The following is a 17,789-nucleotide window of genomic DNA, read 5'->3' on the forward strand; positions in this document are numbered from 1 at the left end:
CTTAGGGAGAAATTGCCATGCCCGCCTCATCCAGCGCCCAGGCCCAAGCCAGCKAGAATGTGAACGAGACCTTGTCTCTGCTCGACCGAATCATCGCCGAAGGGCGAATGGCCCACGACGAAAGCCAGAAGGATTACGCCCGCGACATGCTCGCGGAGTTCGCCACCCAGGTTCTTGATAAAGGCATGGCTGTCGACAAGGACACCGTGGCGATGATCAACGACCGCATCAGCCGGATCGACGAGCTGATCAGCGCCCAGCTCAACGAAGTCCTGCACCATCCGGACCTGCAAAAACTCGAAGCGTCCTGGCGCGGCCTGCACCTGCTGGTGCAGAACACCGAAACCAGTTCCCGGCTGAAACTGCGCCTGCTCAACGTGACCCAGAAAGAACTGCAGAACGATCTGGAAAAAGCCGTCGAGTTCGACCAGAGCGCGCTGTTCAAAAAGATCTACGAAGAAGAATACGGGACCTTCGGCGGTCACCCGTTCAGCCTGCTGGTCGGTGACTACACCTTCGGCCGGCATCCGCAGGACATCGGCCTGCTGGAGAAACTCTCGAACGTCGCCGCTGCCGCCCATGCCCCGTTCATTGCCGCTGCCAGCCCGCGACTGTTCGACATGAACAGCTTCACCGAGCTCGCGGTACCGCGTGACCTGTCGAAAGTCTTCGAGAGCCAGGAGCTGATCAAGTGGCGCTCCTTCCGTGAAAGCGAAGACTCGCGCTACGTCTCGCTGGTGCTGCCGCACTTCCTGCTGCGCCTGCCTTATGGCCCGGAAACCAAGCCGGTAGAAGGCATCAACTACGTTGAAGACGTCAACGGCAGTGACCACAGCAAATACCTCTGGGGCAATGCGGCCTGGGCCCTGTCGCAACGCATCACCGAGGCCTTCGCCAAGTACGGTTGGTGTGCGGCGATTCGCGGTGCCGAAGGCGGTGGCGCCGTCGAAGGACTGCCCGCCCACACATTCCGCACCACCTCCGGCGATCTGTCGCTCAAATGTCCGACCGAAGTGGCAATCACCGACCGTCGTGAAAAAGAGCTCAACGACCTCGGTTTCATCGCCTTGTGCCACAAGAAAAACAGCGACGTGGCGGTGTTCTTCGGTGGCCAGACCACCAACAAGTCCAAGGTCTACAACACCAACGAGGCGAATGCCAACGCGCGGATCTCGGCCATGCTGCCTTATGTGCTCGCGGCGTCCCGCTTTCATGCGATGGATGCAATCATTCTCGACCTCGGCGGCGACATCAAAGGCGACAGCCTGCTCGAAGGTTACAAGGACAAGATCGAAGTCATGTCCTACAGCCACAACGTCGCGATGCAGGTGACCAACGACGTCAGCAACTCGGAGCGCACCTCCGGCAAGCCGCACATCGGCGAGTTCACGCTGACCAAGTTCGTCGACAGCTCGACCCCCTCTCTCAACGAGTACTGCTGCGCCGGCAAACCGATCCCGGAAGCCAAGATCACCATCGGACGCAACGCGGCCGAAGGCAGCGGCCAGTTGATGCCCTTCATCATCTACACCCTGAACAACGTGGTGCTGTCCAACGTCAGCGTCAGCGGGGGCACGGGCGGCAAACCGGTGGAAACCCTCTCGCTGAACTTCACCAAGATCAAGTGGGAACTGACCGCCCAGAAAGACGATGGCACCAAGGAAGGCACGGCCGCTTCGACCTGGGACATGGCCGCGAACAAGCTGATCAAGGGCTGACGGAGTACCCCGACCATGACCGGCACCGGCATGCTGCCGCCGCTGTTCGAACGCCTTTCCGCCAGCGAGGCGGATACCTTGCAGGCGTTCGATCGCCAGGCACTGTTGGAGTCAGTCCGTATCGAGTTGCTGCGGTTGTTCAACACCCGTCGTGGCCAGCGCCCGCTGACCACGCCACCCAGCGTTATTGACTACGGCATCGCTGACTGGACTGCATTGCAGCAACAGCGCAGCGATGACCGCCGTCAACTGATGCGACAGATTCGCGAAGCCATCGACGCCTTCGAACCACGTCTGCGACTCGACGCGATCGACGTCACGCCGGTCCCCGAAAATCCGCAGCAGCTCAGTATCAGGCTGCAAGGTGAGCTACGCAGCGGCAAGCAGCATTGGCCTGTCGCATTCGTCATCGAGAACGCCGTCGATGGCCTTGAGGTGCGCCATGAGCGACTCGATTGACCCGCAACTGCTCGATTACTACCAGCGAGAACTGACCTGGCTGCGCCATGCCGGGAGCATTTTCGCCGAACGCTACCCCAAGGTTGCCAGACGCCTGGAGCTGTCTCCCGGCGAATGCCCGGACCCGCATGTCGAACGTTTGCTGGAAGGTTTCGCCTTGCTCGCGGCGCGCCTGCAACGGCGACTCGACGACGATTACGCCGAGTTCAGCGACGCGCTGCTGGAACAACTCTATCCGCTGACCATGCGGCCGCTGCCGTCCTGCGCCATCGTCCAGTTCGAGCCCGATCCGAGCAAGGGCAACCTGGCCGGTGGTTACCCGCTGCCGCGCGACACGCCGTTGTTCGTCACCACCCGCCACGGTGAAAGCATCCACTTTCGCACCAGTGCCGCTGTTCACCTCTGGCCGCTGGAAATCAACGAAGCCTTGCTGCTGGGAAGCGACGAAGCCCAGGCCCTGACCGGCGTCGCCCACGCACGCTCGGCGCTGCGCTTGAGCCTGCGCTGCCTGGGTCAAAGCCAATGGGCAGAGCTCGGCATCGAGCAGTTGCGCTTGCACCTGGCCGCATCGCCGGTGATCAACGCCAAACTCTACGACTTGCTCGGCGCCCATGCGATTCAGCTCCTCGCCGGGCCACCCGGCAGCACACCAAAAGCGCTGGCCGGGCTGCCGAAGATCGTCGGTTTTGCCAATGATGAAGTGCTGCTACCCGATGAAGACGGCGTGCATCCCGGGATGCGTTTACTCGCCGAGTACTTTGCCTTTCCGGACAAATTCAATTTTTTCGACGTGCCGCTGGCGGGTGCACTCAGCGACAGTCAGACGCTGTATTTGTACATCGTTTTCGACCAGGCGCCCGGCAGCCGTTTGCATTTACAAGCCAGTGATATCGCGTTGGGTTGCGCACCGGTAATCAACCTGTTCCCGCGAACGTCCGAGCCACTGCGCCCGGACGGTACTCGCAGCGAATACCGCCTGGTTGCCGACAGCCATCGGGAAAACAGCGTCGAGATCCACAGCATTCGCGCCCTGCGCGCCAGCACCTCGCAGGGCGTGCAGCGCGTACCGGCGTATTACGGCAGCCAGCACGGCGGCAACCACCGCTGCTATTGGCACGCCCGGCGAATCAGCGGCATGACCCCAAACCGCTTGGGCACTGACCTGATGCTGAGTCTGGTGGACACCCAGCTCGACCCGTTTGAAGAAGTGACTGAACTGAGCCTGACTGCCGAGTTGCTCTGCACCAATCGGCACTTGGCCCAGAGCCTGTCGGCCGGAACACCGCTGGGTTTCGAGCGGCCGGGGCCGGTCGCCTCGGCGCGCTTGCGTAATCCGCCGAGCCCGCAAAGCCTGCCGCGGCTGGACGGTGAATCGCGCTGGCGGCTGGTGTCGCAATTGACCCTCAACCACTTGTCATTGGTCGAAGGTCCACAGGCGCTGGACGCACTCAAGGAAATCCTCGCGCTGCATAACCTGCGCGACGAGGCCAGTGCCCTGCGGCAGATCGAAGGCCTGCTGAGCCTGAGCTGCGAGCGCGTCATTGCACATGTCGGTGAAGACGCCTGGCGCGGCTGGCGCAATGGACTGGAGGTTCGCCTGCAACTCGATCCGCAGCATTTTGTCGGCACTAGCGCGGTGCTGTTTTCAGCGGTGCTGGCGCAGTTTTTCTCACTCTATGCCACGGCCAATCGCTTCGTGCGTACGGTGCTGGTTGAATCAGACAAGGAGATCAAGGCATGGCAACCCCAAGCCGGCATGCCGCTCTCCCTCTGAGCCTGAGCCAACGACTGCGCCGCGATCCTCAAGCGTTCGAATTGTTGCAGGCGTTGTTGCTGCTTGAGCGCGAGCATCCACAAGCCGAATCGCTGGGCAGCGGCACCGCGCCGCAGGCTGAAGCGCTGCGTCTGCGCGGCCCGCTGACGCCGTTGTTCGCTGCCAGCCAGGTTGAAAACCTGACCGACGATACCGACCACAAACCGACCCTGACCACCCCGGTTTTCGGCCTCGGCGGGCCGGACGGACCACTGCCCTACGCCTATCAGGAATGGCTGCAACAACGTGCCCGCGCCAAGGATTATGCACCGGCCGAGTTCCTCGACCTGTTCCAGCACCGACTGCTCAGCCTGCTCTACAAAGTGCTGCGCAAACACCGGATTGCCGTGGGCTTTTCAGTACCCGGTGCGACACCGGTGCACGCTCATCTGCGAGCGTTGACCGGCCTGCTGCCCAAGGCCCTGCATGATCGTCAGGCGATTCCCGATGCCGCCGTGCTGGCGTGCAGCGCGTTGTTTGCCGACGGGCGCCGTTCGCTCTCAGGCTTTGCCGCGATCGTGCGCGAGCAGTTCGAATTACCGGTCGAGCTCAACGCCTATGAAGGCGCCTGGCGCGAGATTCCACCCGCCAGTCGCAGCCGCTTGCAGCCCGGTGGACGCAACCTGCAACTGGGGCGCAGCGCCGTGGCCGGCACGCGGGTCTGGGACGAACATGCCGGAATCCGTCTGACTCTCGGCCCGCTGACGCCCGTCCAGGCCGCTGCCTTATTGCCGGACGGTGAAACACACGCGGCCTTGGCCAGCCTCAGCGCGCTGTATTTCGGTCCGGACCTGGAGTGCGCACTGGTACTGCTGGTGCGTGGTGCCAACCCAATCAAACTCGGTCGTCAGACACCACCACTGTTGAGCTGGAACGGTGGCCTGCAACGCCAGTCCAGCCTCACCCTGCAACGCATCGAGACTCGTCTTCGTCAGCTGGAGATCACCTGAACATGGAACTCGCCAGCCTGATCGGACGCCTCAACCCGGACAACCGCCGCGCCCTGGAACGGGCCGCCCAGCGTTGCCTGCAACGCGGTCATCATTACGTTGAAATCGAGCACCTGTTGCTTGAACTGCTGGAGATCGAAGGCGGCGACTTCGCCTACCTGCTACCGCGCTTCGGCCTGGAACGCGATGCCTTGACGGCGGAAATCAACAAGGCCCTGGAATTGTTCAAGACCGGCAGTACCCRCACTCCGGCACTCTCGGCACAAACCATCGGCCTGCTGGAGGACGCCGTGGTGCAGGCCAGCGTGCTTGGCCTTGAGAGCATCCGTTCCGGACTGTTGCTGTTGGCGCTGCTCGACCGCGATGAACGCCGCAGCCTGTTGCTCAACAGTGCTTCGTCGCTGCTGCGCATTCCTCGGGACGCCCTGCGCAGCAACCTGCTGGAATGGACCGAAAGCTCCCGCGAGCACGTCGGCGCCGCCCGCTCGGTCGCCGCAACCGCGGGCAAACCGCAGCAGAAACAGGACTCGATACTTGATCAGTTCACCCAGGACCTGACCGCCGACGCGCATGCCGGACGCATCGACCCGATCGTCGGGCGTGATGGCGAAATTCGCCAATGCATCGACATCCTGCTGCGCCGTCGCCAGAACAACCCGATCCTGGTCGGCGCGCCGGGCGTCGGCAAAACTGCGGTAGTCGAAGGCCTGGCCCTGCGCATCGCCGCCGGGGACGTACCACCGTCACTGCAAGAGGTCAGTCTTCGGGTCCTAGACCTTGGTTTGTTGCAGGCCGGCGCCGGGGTCAAAGGTGAATTCGAGCAACGGCTCAAAGGCGTGATCGATGCCGTCCGCAGCGCGGAAAAACCGATCATCCTGTTCATCGACGAAGCCCACACTCTGATCGGTGCCGGCGGTGTCGAGGGCGGCAGCGACGCCGCCAACCTGCTCAAACCGGCGCTGGCCCGTGGCGAACTGCGGACCCTGGCCGCGACCACCTGGCTCGAGTACAAAAAATACTTCGAGAAAGACCCGGCCCTCGCCCGACGCTTCCAACTGGTGCAAGTCGAAGAACCGGATGAAATCACTGCCGTGGAAATGCTCCGTGGTGTCGCCGCCAAACTCGAACAGCACCACGGCGTGCAGGTGCTGGATGCGGCGATTCATGAGGCAGTGAAGCTGTCCCATCGCTACATCTCTGGCCGGCAACTGCCCGACAAAGCCATCAGCGTGCTCGACACCGCCTGCGCGCGGGTCGCCCTCGGCCAACACGACGTACCGCCGCCACTGGAAAGCCTGCGTCATCGCCAGCAAAGCCTCAAGGATGAAGTCGAACGCCTGCGCCGCGAACAGGCCACCGGCCTCGATCACCGTGAGCGCATTACCGTGCTGGAGACCGAGTCCACCAGCAACGTGCAGGCCATTCGCGAGCTGGAGATCCGCTGGGGCGAAGAACGCGTCGCCGTGCGCGAGCTGCTGGAAACCCGGCGCGAGCTGCTGGCCTTGAGCGAACGCGCCGACAACGACAAACCGGACGACGTCACCGATGGACGCCTCGACCATCTGGCCGCCGAACTGCTGCGCCTGGAAGCCGGCCTCGACGCCATTCGCCAGGATGACCCGCTGGTGCCGGAGCAAGTCGACGCGAAAACCGTCGCCGCGGTGATTGCCGGTTGGACCGGCATTCCGGTCGGCAAGATGCTCGCCGACGAAGCCCACGCCGTGCGCACTCTCGGCCAGCGCATGAGCCAACGGGTGATGGGCCAACGCACCGCGCTGAACACCATCGCCCAACGCTTGCAGGCGTATCGCGCCGGCCTCACCGATCCGCAAAAACCGGTCGGCGTGTTCCTGCTGGTCGGCCCCACCGGCGTCGGCAAAACCGAAACCGCCTACGCCCTGGCCGATGCACTGTATGGCGGCGAACGCAACCTGATCAGCATCAACCTCTCGGAATACCAGGAAGCCCACACCGTCAGCCAACTCAAAGGCGCCCCACCCGGCTACGTCGGTTACGGCAGCGGCGGCGTGYTCACCGAAGCCGTGCGCCGCAAACCTTATTCCGTGGTGCTGCTCGACGAAATCGAAAAAGCCCACCCGGATGTGCTGGAGGCTTTTTATAACGTCTTCGACAAGGGCCTGATGGAAGACGGTACCGGCCTGGTGGTCGACTTCAAGAACACCGTGATGCTCGCCACCAGCAATGTCGGCGCCGAACTGCTGCTCGACACACCGACCGCGCACCTGGACAGCGATGCCTTCACCGAAGCCCTGCACAACGTGCTGCTGAAAGCCTTCCGCCCGGCGTTCCTGGCGCGGATGACCGTGGTCGCGTACCGACCGCTGGATGAGGCGACGCTGGAAGGGATTGTGTTGGCGAAACTGGAGAAATTGCGTGGCCGCTACAAGGCCGCGACCGGCAAGCAATTCGAGTTTGATACCGGGATTGTGCAGGCGGTGCTGGCCAAGTGCAGTGCGGCGGGCGCGCGGGATGTCGAGAATGTGCTGATGACGCAGGTGACGGGGAAGTTGGCGGAGTGGGTACTGGAGTAAACAGAAAACGCAGCCCGCCCCGTGCTTGGCGCAATGCAAACCACTGCAGCGAACAACGAGCGTTTATATGGCATTTACAACCGTACAACTGGCCGCACAGATCAATAACAGTCGCGCTGACCTGGAGCAATGGGCGAACTCGACCCCGCAGAACCAGGGCCCCATGGTCCTGGCCTTCACCACCTACTTCAACAACCTCCAGACCAAGATCCCTCAGGATGGAGTTATTGATCTATCGTCGTGGGCGACTCAGGCACGCAGAAAAAAATCTCCGGCTTTTTCTAATGGTAAAACTTGCAGGAGCAATCAAATGTTCAAATCATTAGGATCCATAACCGAACCCGAGGCACATAAATTTGTGCAATTAATTGCCAATGAAGCATTCAGTGGAACTTATCGACCCTTCAACGCAAAGGGCAATTTACGAAATAATTTACCAAAAATACCTTGAGCTCGCACTTTTCCTCAATGACAACAACATTCCGACAAAACTAAAATTCAGAGATGCACAACACTTTTTTGACGAAGTGATCATGCACCCCCAAAGCTATCTAATATCACAAGCCATGGGCAATGCTTTCTTGAGCCAGAATATCGCACTTACATATAACTCAGCTCGTTCAGAGAGCATCCCGGTCAAGGAGTACCTGGAAGGCTCATATAATTCAGTCCTACCGCTATTTACATCAGCAGCCATTCGACTAACAGGATCATACTTCAGGCGCGACAAAGAAAAAATTGAAAGAATAACAGAGTAGAACACCAAACAGCCAACTCACAAACACCAAGAAAAATAAGAGTAACGTATTTATTGACGACTTAAACAACAGGAAATGATCATGTCTGCCCATGACTTACCACACGACTCCCAGCTCAGGTTTTTTAGAAAATCAGGACGGGTATATTTTTATGGACAGCCTCGCCAACGTCGAAAATAAATCCGTCCGCTTTTCTGCCTTTTCTGCCCTGTCCCTGCAAAAAGACACCACTGATAAATTGGTCACAGAAGAGAGGTGAGCCATTATGCCAACGCGACTGATCATAGGTGCGGGTGTTTCCGCCGCAGTGTTCCTCAGCACCTCATCCGATGACTATAAAACTATCGTTGTCGGTGAGGATGGGCTATGGGCAAAACTCGTAGAGCATCCCATGGGCCAACCTGCTCATCTCTTACATTTACCTGGTTCGCCTCCCCCGAAGTTTACGGTTGCCAATGGTGAAATGAGCCTGGAAAACTTCCTTTCCTCAGGTGTTTTTCAGCAAGGCGTCACTGAAACCGTCAATGGTAGCCGCTACAGCCACAACCCCTCACGCAAAGTACGGCGAATATCCAAGTCACTGACTCAACCAGGAAACTACGTCGCCTGGTTTGATACCACACATGCGTTAATCGYTGAAAAAATAATTATTGCCACCGGCATTGGCGCCCAACGCAAGCCCCCCTCAGTAAAGGGAACGCCAGCACCCGACATTGAGTACTCACAAGTTATTGAAGGTATCGAGTTTCTGGAACAGGAAGAGCAACAGGTTTCCGGTATTGACCGCGCCATCTACGGCGGTAGTGCCACCGCCGCTTGGGTCGTGGACATTGCCAGCAAAAACTCCCCAAAAATGAACTGGTTTGCCCGCCCCAAAGGTTCAGAGTTTACCGGAGCAGTATTACCCGGATCCAGAAATGCAAAAATCATCGAACTATGCGAATCCCATAATCTAAAGCTATTAAAAGARGTTACCGAGRTCGAATACGTTGGTAAACGGTTGCACATACACGTCCGAGACGAAGAGTTCTGCTATATCGCCGATCAGTTCATTTATTCATTAGGCGGGGACGACAACCCGACTGTTACGGATCATATCTATCAGATAATGGACCCAGACATAAGGGATGACCTTACCCCTGTCCTCGACGAGAGCGGTGCATTGGGCAGGCAGTACAAAAGCGTATTGGCACTGGCTAACAGTGACAAAGGAGTCATGATTGTCGGAGCCGCCACTTACAACTTTACCTCTCTGGCATTTAATTCTTCAGGAGAACTGCGTCCCACTAAAAAAAAACCGGCACCCATGGCTCATCTACCCTGGAATGCCCAAGTGCCCGATGGCATCGCCGTTGTAGTGGCCAGCATTTCCGCCCTGAACCACTATATCCCCATCAAACAGCGCCTGACACTCAACTATCAGAACACGTATCACGAATACGCTATCACCGAAAACAACACCAATATCAACCTGGCAGACGCAAACCAGTTGGCCGTGCTGTTCACCTTAATGTTTGATGAGCTATCGGCCAACCAAATCAACGATCTGGTAATGCGGACCATCGCGGCCCGCAGCATAAAAAACAAAGACAGCGTTGACGTATTTGGCCTCAACAAACGCGACTTCTATAACGTTATCAAATCGAGAATTGTTTTCATGTCGGACAGATCAATCGATGAACGCTGCTCACTGGCCGGACTTAAGCTCGACTGACGCCCTCAACACTGTGCCTGCAAAGGTGGGTTTCGTACATTCGGTCATAAAGAAAGAGACGTGAATCGTTAATCAAATCTTGAGGTCGCTCGATGCCCCGCACCACCGACAGCAACACCAGCCTTTCCCTAACCGCCACCACGCTGTCGGCGCTTTACCCTGAGTCGCTTTCCGGTGAGGAAGCCCTGAATACCCTCGGATCGCAAACCCTCAACGGCCTCAACGACGGCGCCTCCCTCGCCCTGACCAGCGCCGTCGCCACCCACGTCACCACCACCCTGCACAACGACGCCCTGACCCGCCCCTTCGACGCACTGGTCGCGGAAATCCGCCAACTCCCCGCCGACGCCACCGCCGAGCGCTATCAGCTTGTTCTAAGGCCATGGCTCTGGTGGCTGACCCTGGCCAGCAACAACCGGGTGTTCCAGAACCTTGCCACCTCGGACATCGTCACCACAATCTTCAAGGCCCACGGCTTCACCGATTTCCAGTTGAAACTCACCGGCAGTTACACGCCCCGCGAGTACTGCGTGCAGTACGGCGAAACCGATTTTGCCTTCGTTTCGCGGTTGCTGGAGGAAGAAGGGATTTTCTGGTTTTTCACCCACGAGGACGGCAAGCACACGCTGGTGCTCGGGGACAGTAACGATGCCTTCGTGCCGATACCCAATGGACCCAAGGTGAGCTATCTCGGGCAGCGAATGGGCGAGCGCGAATTGCATGGCATTCGTTCCGGGCAAGTCTGTGTGCAGGCGGTATCCGGGGTGTATCGGGCGACGGATTATGAGTTCACCACACCGAGTACTTCACTGTATGGTCAGGCCGAAGCGGTGGCCGGGCCACTGTCCATCTATGAACATCCGGGCGGTTACAACGCCAAGGCTCGCGGCGATGCGCTGACCAAGCAGCGGGTGGACGGTTTGCGCAGTCAGGAAAAACGTTTTGTCGGCGAGAGCGATTGCCGTTGGCTGGTGCCGGGGCACTGGTTCACGCTGGCCGGTCACGATGACCCGACGCTGAATATCGATTGGGTGGTGACGGCGGTCACTCATGAGGCCAGTCATGACAGCTACCGCAACCGCTTCGAAGCCATCCCCAAAGCCACACCTTATCGTCCGGCGCGGCTYACGGCCAAGCCGCGGATGCATACGCAAACGGCGCTGGTGGTCGGCAAATCCGGTGAGGAAATCTGGACCGACCAATACGGCCGGATCAAGTTGCAGTTCCCCTGGGATCGCGACGGCAAGAATGACGAAAGCAGTTCCTGCTGGGTCCGCGTGGTGCTGCCGTGGAGCGGCAAGGGTTTTGGCATGCAGTTCGTACCGCGGATCGGTCAGGAGGTGATCGTGACCTTTATCGACGGCGACCCGGACCGGCCACTGGTCACCGGTTGCGTCTACAACGGTGACAACGCCCTGCCCTATGCGCTGCCAGCGAACCAGACCCAATCCGGGATCAAGACCAACTCATCCAAAGGTGGCGGCGGTTTCAACGAGCTGCGCTTCGAGGACAAGAAGGACGCCGAAGAGGTGTTTCTGCAGGCGCAGAAGGACTTCAAGATCAATGTACACGGCAACCTGACCATCAAGGTAAGTGGCACTCTCACACTGCAAAGCGGTGGCAGTTTCGCGATCAAGAGTGGCGCCGATCTGGCGGCCCAGGCCAGCACCTCGATCAGCCAGAAGGCCGGCACCTCCCTGAGCAATCAGGCCGGCACGGAGCTGACCAACAAGGCCGGCACCTCGCTGACCAATGATGCCGGGGTCAGCCTGACCAACAAGGGCGGCGCCGAGCAGACCGTGGACGGCGGCGGCATGCTGACCATCAAGGGCGGACTGGTGAAGGTCAACTGAGGAGCGAGCGAGGATGTCATCGGACAAACTGGAACTGGAACGCGGTGACAGCCGGCTCGACGGACGAATGCTCGACGGCCAGCTGGAAGGTCCGCTGCATATCAAGGAAGCCGGAAAGCCCCAGGCGGCCTTGAATTACAGCCAGGGCGAACTGCAAGGCAGGAGCCTGCTGTATCACCCCAACGGCAAGTTGTCGGCACAGCTGCCTTTTGTGCATGACAAGTTAGAAGGTGTCGCGACGTTTTATGCGCCGCAAGGCTGGCTGCAACGCAAGGCCACCTATCGCCGGGGCCTGCTGCATGGCGAAGCCAGCAACTATTTTCCCGATGGGCAAGTGGCTGAAATGGAGTTTTACCGCGACGGTGTACGTGAAGGGGTTTACCAGCGTTTTCATCCCAACGGCAAACCCGCTGTAAACGCCCGCTACCTCAACGGTCAGTTGCTCGAACCGGAGCAAGCCTTTGCCAGCGATGGACGACCGCTGGATGCCGAGGGCAAGCCGATCTCGCGGATGCGCTGGTGGTATCGGCGCTGGGCTGATCCGACACAAGCCTGATGCAGACCTGTAGCAGCTGGCGTAGCCTGCGTTCGGCTGCGCAGCAGTCGTGAAGTCAGACGCCGCGGTCTTTCAGGTTTCCCCCCAGCAAAAGGGTCGGTGCTCCGGGGATCCACGGGGCAGCGGTGGCCGGAATGCACGGCATCGGCGTCAGCACCCCAAGCGCGGCGGCCGTGGCCGCGGCGACCATTGGATTGGCCGGGCTCATGCACATGCCGAACGGCATGATGTTCAGCAGCGGAATGTGATCCATGATGTTCGCCGCCGGCATGCCCCCGGTCAGCGTGCGGTTTACCGGCAGCACGTTGAGCACCCCCGGCGCCGCACCGAAACTGCATTGCAGGGTCGCGGTGGCGCACACTTGCGGACAGCCCATGTCGAATCTCCTTCCTGGACGCGATACTCCTCTGAACCATAGTCCGCCGAGCCTGTTCTCGCACATCAGGAACGCTGATTATCCGGCAACACGCTAACCTATAAGACCKTGCCGCGCTTGTGGCSACCCCGGCRCGCCATTAGATTAGTCAATGATGTCTGGCCTCCAAAATAAGCAGAAGGGATAAGCATGGCGCTTACTGACCAGTCCACCCGTATCCGCTCTGGCGAAGAACTTGATGCCAGCCTGATCGATCCGTACCTCAAGGCGCACATTCCGGGCCTGAGCGGGTTGCCACAGATCAGCCAGTTCCCCGGTGGCGCTTCAAACCTGACGTACCTGCTCGAATACCCCGAGCAAGAGTTCGTGCTGCGTCGGCCGCCGTTTGGCCACAAGGCCAAATCCGCCCACGACATGGGCCGTGAGTTTCGCATTCTCAACCAGCTCAAGGACGGCTTTCCGTACTGCCCGAAAGCCTACGTGCACTGCACCGATGAATCGGTGATCGGTGCCGAGTTCTATGTGATGGAACGGGTCAAGGGGATCATCCTGCGCTCCGAGCTGCCAGCGGAACTGGGCCTCGACGCCGCTAAAACCGAAGCCTTGTGCAGGAGTTTCATCGACAAATTCGTCGAGCTGCACCGCGTCGATTACCAGGCCTGTGGCCTGGCCGACCTGGGCAAGCCGCAGGGTTATGTCGCGCGGCAGATCCGTGGCTGGAGCGAGCGCTACGAAAAGGCCCTGACACCTGATGCTCCGAGCTGGGAAGCGGTCAAGGCTTGGCTCAACGACAAGATGCCAGCCGATCATCCGACGTCGAGCATCGTCCACAACGACTACCGTTTCGACAACGTGATCCTCGATCCGAACAACCCGATGCAGATCATCGGCGTACTGGATTGGGAACTGACCACCCTCGGCGATCCGCTGATGGACCTGGGCAACACCCTCGCCTACTGGATCGAAGCCGGCGACCCGGCGCCAGTGCAACTGATGCGCCGCCAACCGAGCCATGCCCCCGGCATGCTGACCCGCCGCGAGTTCGTCGATTACTACGCCGAACGCTCGGGGATCAAGATCGACAATTTCGACTTCTACTACACCTACGGGCTGTTCCGCCTGGCCGGTATCGTGCAGCAGATCTACTACCGTTTCTTTCATGGCCAGACCCAGGACAAACGCTTCGCGCAGTTCATTCACATGAACAAGCTGCTGGAGCACATGAGCCTGCAAGTCATCCAGAAATCCAGCCTCTGATCACGCGCCCGGCGCCTGCCCACCTCAAGGAAAAACCATGTCCAAGACCCATCTGTTCGACCTCGACGGTAAAATCGCTTTCGTCTCCGGCGCCAGCCGTGGCATCGGTGAAGCGATCGCCAAACTGCTGGCCCAGCAAGGCGCCCACGTGATCGTATCGAGTCGCAAACTCGACGGCTGCCAACACGTTGCCGACGCGATCATCGCTGACGGCGGTAAAGCCACCGCCGTCGCCTGCCACATCGGCGAGATGGAACAGATCACTCAAGTGTTCGCCGGCATCCGCGAGCAATTCGGTCGCCTGGACATCCTGGTCAACAATGCCGCGACCAACCCACAGTTCTGCAACGTGCTGGACACCGACCTCGGTGCCTTCCAGAAAACCGTCGACGTGAACATTCGCGGCTACTTCTTCATGTCGGTGGAAGCCGGCAAGCTGATGCGCGAAAACGGTGGCGGCAGCATCATCAACGTCGCCTCGATCAACGGCATCTCACCAGGCATCTTCCAGGGCATCTACTCGGTGACCAAGGCGGCGGTGATCAACATGACCAAGGTCTTTGCCAAGGAATGCGCGCAGTTCGGTATCCGCTGCAATGCCCTGCTGCCAGGCCTGACCGACACCAAGTTCGCCTCGGCGCTGGTGAAAAACGACGCGATCCTGAAGACCGCGCTGCAGCAGATTCCGCTCAAGCGTGTGGCGGATCCGAGTGAAATGGCTGGTGCGGTGCTGTATTTGGCGAGTGATGCGTCGAGCTATACGACTGGGGTTTCGTTGAATGTGGACGGTGGTTTCCTGTCCTGATTCTGAGTCTCCTGCGGCATAGGTATCTACATATATGCAATGCAGGACTACTCCCGTAGCAGCTGACGAGCCCGCGAGGCTGCGTTCGGCTGCGAAGCAGTCGTAAAATCAGAACTCGCGGTACATCAGACAGATCCCGCATTAATTCCATTATTTGCATTTAGAGAATATTTATTCCATAACTAGGCATCCCGAAAACAATAATCCAAAGGACCCTGTTATGCGCGAACTCGGAATCGGACTTATCGGCACGGGCTTCATGGGCCGTGCCCACGCCCTGGCCTTTCGCAATGTCAGCGCGGCGTTCGAACTGCCCTTCAGGCTGCGCCTCGCGGCTCTTGCCGATGCCGATCCTGCTCGCGCACAAGCGTGCGCCACTGCCTGGGGCTTCGAACGGGCCCACAGTGACTGGCAACAGTTGATCGACGACCCCAAGGTCAACCTGATCGCTATCACCACCCCCAACCATCTTCATTACCCGATGGCCATGGCTGCAATCGCCGCCGGCAAACCGGTGTACTGCGAAAAACCACTGGCAGTCAGTCTTGAGCAAGCCAGCGCCATGCACCTGGCGGCCAAAGCGGCCGGCGTGGTTACTCGCGTGGGCTACAACTACCAGCACAACCCGATCATTGGTTTGGCTCGCCAGCTGATTCGAAACGGCGACCTGGGCGAGATCATCAGCTTTCAAGGCGAATTCAGCGAAGACTTCATGGCTGACCCGAACTCGCCGTGGTCCTGGCGCTGTGAAGCCGAACATGCCGGCGGCGCGCTGGCGGACCTGGGCAGCCATTTACTGGCCATGGCGCGCTATCTGGTGGGCGATGTCGAGGCGGTGTGCGCCGATACCCAAACGGTGCACCGCCAGCGTCCGGCTACGGTGGGCAGCCCGGAACAACGCAGCATTGCCGTCGACGATCAAACCCACGCCCTGTTGCGCTTTGCCAACGGCGCTCGTGGCACCTTCAGCAGCAGTTGGCTCAAGCACGGCTACAAGAATCACCTGAGTTTCGAGATCAGCGGCACCAAAKGCACTCTGGTGTTCGATCAGGAACGCTTGAATGAGTTACGCCTGTGCCGCGTTGGCCAGGACAGTTTCCAGCGTTTACTGGCCGGACCGAACCTGCCTGGCTATGCGGCGTTCAGCCCTGCCCCCGGGCATCAGCTGGGTTACAACGAATTGAAGACGCTGGAAGTGCATGCGCTGATCATGGCTCTGGCCGGACAAGGCCAGGACGGCACGGATTTCGAGGAGGCCTGGGAAGTGGAACGCCTGGCGGCGGCGATTCGGCTGGCGGCGCGGGAGCAACGCTGGGTCAATATCAGGGAGGTCTGATCGCGCCAGCGCTGCCTTACGACAACGCTCAGCGCGCCAGGCGTAGTGCCAACGCCTTGGCCTGGCTCGCCACGTCGGTCACTGCCGTGCTTTCCCACCACATTCCACGCAGAGGTGGGCCCATGGCGAACAGGCGTCGGGCAACCTGCCCCTCGGCATCCATCACCGCCCCGTTCGCATCTGCCGCGATCCCCAGCGCCAAAGGCCCCGGCTTTATCAAGCCGCGGGCCAGCAGTTGCTGAGGCAAGGGTCGGGCGACCCGACGCCAGTCGTATTCGATACCGCTGGAGTTGATCAGCGCGTCGCCACTGACCACCGTCACTTCAGACTCCCCGCGCCGACGAATGCGAATACTCACCTGCCCCTCCGCCGAGGGTGCCAGGCCCTTGAACGACGCAGCCTGAATCCGCAGCCGTCCTTCCTGGTGCAAACGCGCCACCAGCTCCGCACTCAAGGGCGGCGACCGGTGATGATGGCTTTCCCACCATGGCCGCACATGCCGCACAAACTGCCGGCGTTGCACGTCCGTTGCCTGGCTCCAGAGCCGCCCGATATGCGCCCGCACGGTATCCAGCGGCGCCTGCCAGTCAACACCCTCCGCCATCGCCGCACGGCAATGGCGCCGCAGTTCATGCATCAACTGACGCGGGCTGCGAATGCCGGGATCTTCGGCCAGAAAATCCACCCACGCCGGCGGTTGCCGACGCACATGCGGCAACAAGCCGTGACGGGAAAACACTTCGATCGGTCCACGATGCCCGGCCTGCTCCAGCGACACCACGGCATCGACCATGGTCAGGCCCGAGCCGATGATCAATACCGTCGATTGCGGATCAAGCCGTGTCATGGCCGCCACATCCCAAGGATCGACGGCTGCAGCGTTCAAGCCACTGGATTCGGTTTGCGGGGTCCGCGCGGCCGGGAACAACCCCGTCGCCAGCACCGCAAAAGCGCCGCGCAAGCGTGTTCCATCACTCAAGGTCAGTAACGTGGCATGTTCATCGGTTTGCAGGTCGACCACTTCCCCGCGCACATGCTCGACGCTTGAGCCATAACGCGCGCCGACGGCCTGGGCTTCGGCCAACCGCTGCTGTACATACAGACCAAAAATGCCCCGAGGCGGGAACAACTCGGCGACCGGCACCGACTGCTGGTCCGACTCCGGCCAGCCGCCGTTGGTTATAAATGCGCTCAGCCATTGGGTCAGGTCATCGGGGTTGTCCGGGTCGACCCCCATCCGCGCGGCGTTGCCATTCAACGTATGGCCCAATTCAACCGCGCTGTAGGCTTCGCCCCGCCCCAACTCGGCGCGGGGCTCAACCACCAGAATCWGACGCTTGCCGGGCAAACGCAGCAACTGCATGGCCAGTAACGCGCCACTCAGGCCACCGCCGACGATCAGGATGTCAGCGTTGCGAAAAATGTCTGTTGCCTGTCCGCTTGGGGTTTCGGTCATGCGATTCTCACGGGACGTTTTTTGTCTGAAATGTATCATCGGACTTGAACTGGTTGAAGTCGATCCCGTAGATGAGCCTACAGACAGGGCGACTGCTGGCTGACGCAGTTCATATCGAGGGTGTTGAGACGATTTTCACAAGACGGCAGGCAGCACTCCCCAAACTGCGCAGACTATGGATACGAT

The 17,789-nt window shown here is 59.9% G+C and carries 14 protein-coding genes and 1 pseudogene; 13 read left to right on the forward strand and 2 right to left on the reverse strand.

Annotation, left to right across the window (positions count from 1 at the left end; genetic code table 11):
• Positions 1–17 precede the first annotated feature (17 nt).
• The 10 genes from tssC to AC1DH9_RS02310 all read left to right on the forward strand — a co-directional run bounded on the left by tssC (position 18) and on the right by AC1DH9_RS02310 (position 12,373).
• On the forward strand, positions 18–1,718 hold the full coding sequence (tssC, locus tag AC1DH9_RS02265) for a type VI secretion system contractile sheath large subunit (RefSeq protein WP_477807736.1): 1,701 nt from the start codon (positions 18–20) through the stop codon (positions 1,716–1,718).
• 15 nt (positions 1,719–1,733) lie between these two features.
• Entirely contained in the window at positions 1,734–2,177 is a 444-nt protein-coding gene (tssE, locus tag AC1DH9_RS02270; protein ID WP_427536575.1) for a type VI secretion system baseplate subunit TssE, read from the forward strand.
• Entirely contained in the window at positions 2,161–3,951 is a 1,791-nt protein-coding gene (tssF, locus tag AC1DH9_RS02275) for a type VI secretion system baseplate subunit TssF (protein WP_427536573.1), read from the forward strand. Before tssE ends, tssF begins: the two co-directional genes overlap by 17 nt.
• On the forward strand, positions 3,915–4,940 hold the full coding sequence (gene tssG / locus AC1DH9_RS02280) for a type VI secretion system baseplate subunit TssG (RefSeq protein WP_427536571.1): 1,026 nt from the start codon (positions 3,915–3,917) through the stop codon (positions 4,938–4,940). Before tssF ends, tssG begins: the two co-directional genes overlap by 37 nt.
• Before the next feature lie 2 nt (positions 4,941–4,942).
• A complete protein-coding gene (gene tssH, locus AC1DH9_RS02285; RefSeq protein ID WP_477807737.1) occupies positions 4,943–7,492 on the forward strand; it encodes a type VI secretion system ATPase TssH in 2,550 nt (849 codons plus the stop codon).
• A 67-nt stretch (positions 7,493–7,559) separates the two neighbouring features.
• Positions 7,560–7,943 (forward strand): hypothetical protein, encoded by a 384-nt coding sequence (locus tag AC1DH9_RS02290; RefSeq protein WP_477807738.1) that lies wholly within the window; start codon positions 7,560–7,562, stop codon positions 7,941–7,943.
• 398 nt (positions 7,944–8,341) lie between these two features.
• A complete protein-coding gene (locus tag AC1DH9_RS02295; protein ID WP_427536565.1) occupies positions 8,342–8,509 on the forward strand; it encodes a hypothetical protein in 168 nt (55 codons plus the stop codon).
• Positions 8,510–8,515: 6 nt separating this feature from the next.
• Positions 8,516–9,964, forward strand: a complete 1,449-nt coding sequence (locus tag AC1DH9_RS02300; RefSeq protein WP_477807739.1) for a hypothetical protein — start codon at positions 8,516–8,518, stop codon at positions 9,962–9,964.
• Between the two features lie 92 nt (positions 9,965–10,056).
• Positions 10,057–11,817 carry a type VI secretion system Vgr family protein gene (locus tag AC1DH9_RS02305; protein ID WP_477807740.1) on the forward strand — a complete coding sequence of 587 codons (1,761 nt, stop codon included), beginning with the start codon at positions 10,057–10,059 and terminating at the stop codon, positions 11,815–11,817.
• Positions 11,818–11,830: 13 nt separating this feature from the next.
• Positions 11,831–12,373 carry a toxin-antitoxin system YwqK family antitoxin gene (locus tag AC1DH9_RS02310; protein WP_427536559.1) on the forward strand — a complete coding sequence of 181 codons (543 nt, stop codon included), beginning with the start codon at positions 11,831–11,833 and terminating at the stop codon, positions 12,371–12,373.
• A 79-nt stretch (positions 12,374–12,452) separates the two neighbouring features.
• Here the strand turns inward: AC1DH9_RS02310 and AC1DH9_RS02315 are convergent.
• Positions 12,453–12,749: pseudogene (locus tag AC1DH9_RS02315) on the reverse strand (DUF4280 domain-containing protein); the annotation flags it as partial.
• Between the two features lie 189 nt (positions 12,750–12,938).
• Here AC1DH9_RS02315 and AC1DH9_RS02320 point away from each other — a divergent pair.
• The 3 genes from AC1DH9_RS02320 (at position 12,939) to AC1DH9_RS02330 (ending at position 16,147) form a co-directional block, all read left to right on the forward strand.
• The gene (locus AC1DH9_RS02320; RefSeq protein WP_427536556.1) at positions 12,939–14,006 is read left to right on the forward strand and encodes a phosphotransferase family protein; all 1,068 of its coding nucleotides are present in this window, start codon (positions 12,939–12,941) and stop codon (positions 14,004–14,006) included.
• A 37-nt stretch (positions 14,007–14,043) separates the two neighbouring features.
• Positions 14,044–14,811, forward strand: a complete 768-nt coding sequence (locus AC1DH9_RS02325; protein ID WP_427536554.1) for an SDR family oxidoreductase — start codon at positions 14,044–14,046, stop codon at positions 14,809–14,811.
• A 220-nt stretch (positions 14,812–15,031) separates the two neighbouring features.
• Positions 15,032–16,147: a Gfo/Idh/MocA family protein gene (locus tag AC1DH9_RS02330; protein WP_477807741.1), complete on the forward strand. Its 1,116-nt coding sequence runs from the start codon at positions 15,032–15,034 to the stop codon at positions 16,145–16,147.
• A 28-nt stretch (positions 16,148–16,175) separates the two neighbouring features.
• Here the strand turns inward: AC1DH9_RS02330 and AC1DH9_RS02335 are convergent, their stop codons facing one another.
• Positions 16,176–17,603 carry an FAD/NAD(P)-binding protein gene (locus AC1DH9_RS02335; protein WP_477807742.1) on the reverse strand — a complete coding sequence of 476 codons (1,428 nt, stop codon included), beginning with the start codon at positions 17,601–17,603 and terminating at the stop codon, positions 16,176–16,178.
• Between the last annotated feature and the right edge of the window lie 186 nt (positions 17,604–17,789).

This window comes from Pseudomonas sp. 05T35, from assembly GCF_056396605.1.

Excerpts from the sequence above, each read along its gene's own strand:
- AC1DH9_RS02320 (WP_427536556.1), top strand. The coding sequence starts at position 12,939 with ATGGCGCTTACTGACCAGTCCACCCGTATCCGCTCTGGCGAAGAACTT.
- AC1DH9_RS02290 (WP_477807738.1), top strand. The coding sequence starts at position 7,560 with ATGGCATTTACAACCGTACAACTGGCCGCACAGATCAATAACAGTCGC.
- AC1DH9_RS02325 (WP_427536554.1), top strand. The coding sequence starts at position 14,044 with ATGTCCAAGACCCATCTGTTCGACCTCGACGGTAAAATCGCTTTCGTC.
- AC1DH9_RS02310 (WP_427536559.1), top strand. The coding sequence starts at position 11,831 with ATGTCATCGGACAAACTGGAACTGGAACGCGGTGACAGCCGGCTCGAC.
- AC1DH9_RS02295 (WP_427536565.1), top strand. The coding sequence starts at position 8,342 with ATGACTTACCACACGACTCCCAGCTCAGGTTTTTTAGAAAATCAGGAC.
- tssG (WP_427536571.1), top strand. The coding sequence starts at position 3,915 with ATGGCAACCCCAAGCCGGCATGCCGCTCTCCCTCTGAGCCTGAGCCAA.
- tssE (WP_427536575.1), top strand. The coding sequence starts at position 1,734 with ATGACCGGCACCGGCATGCTGCCGCCGCTGTTCGAACGCCTTTCCGCC.
- tssF (WP_427536573.1), top strand. The coding sequence starts at position 2,161 with ATGAGCGACTCGATTGACCCGCAACTGCTCGATTACTACCAGCGAGAA.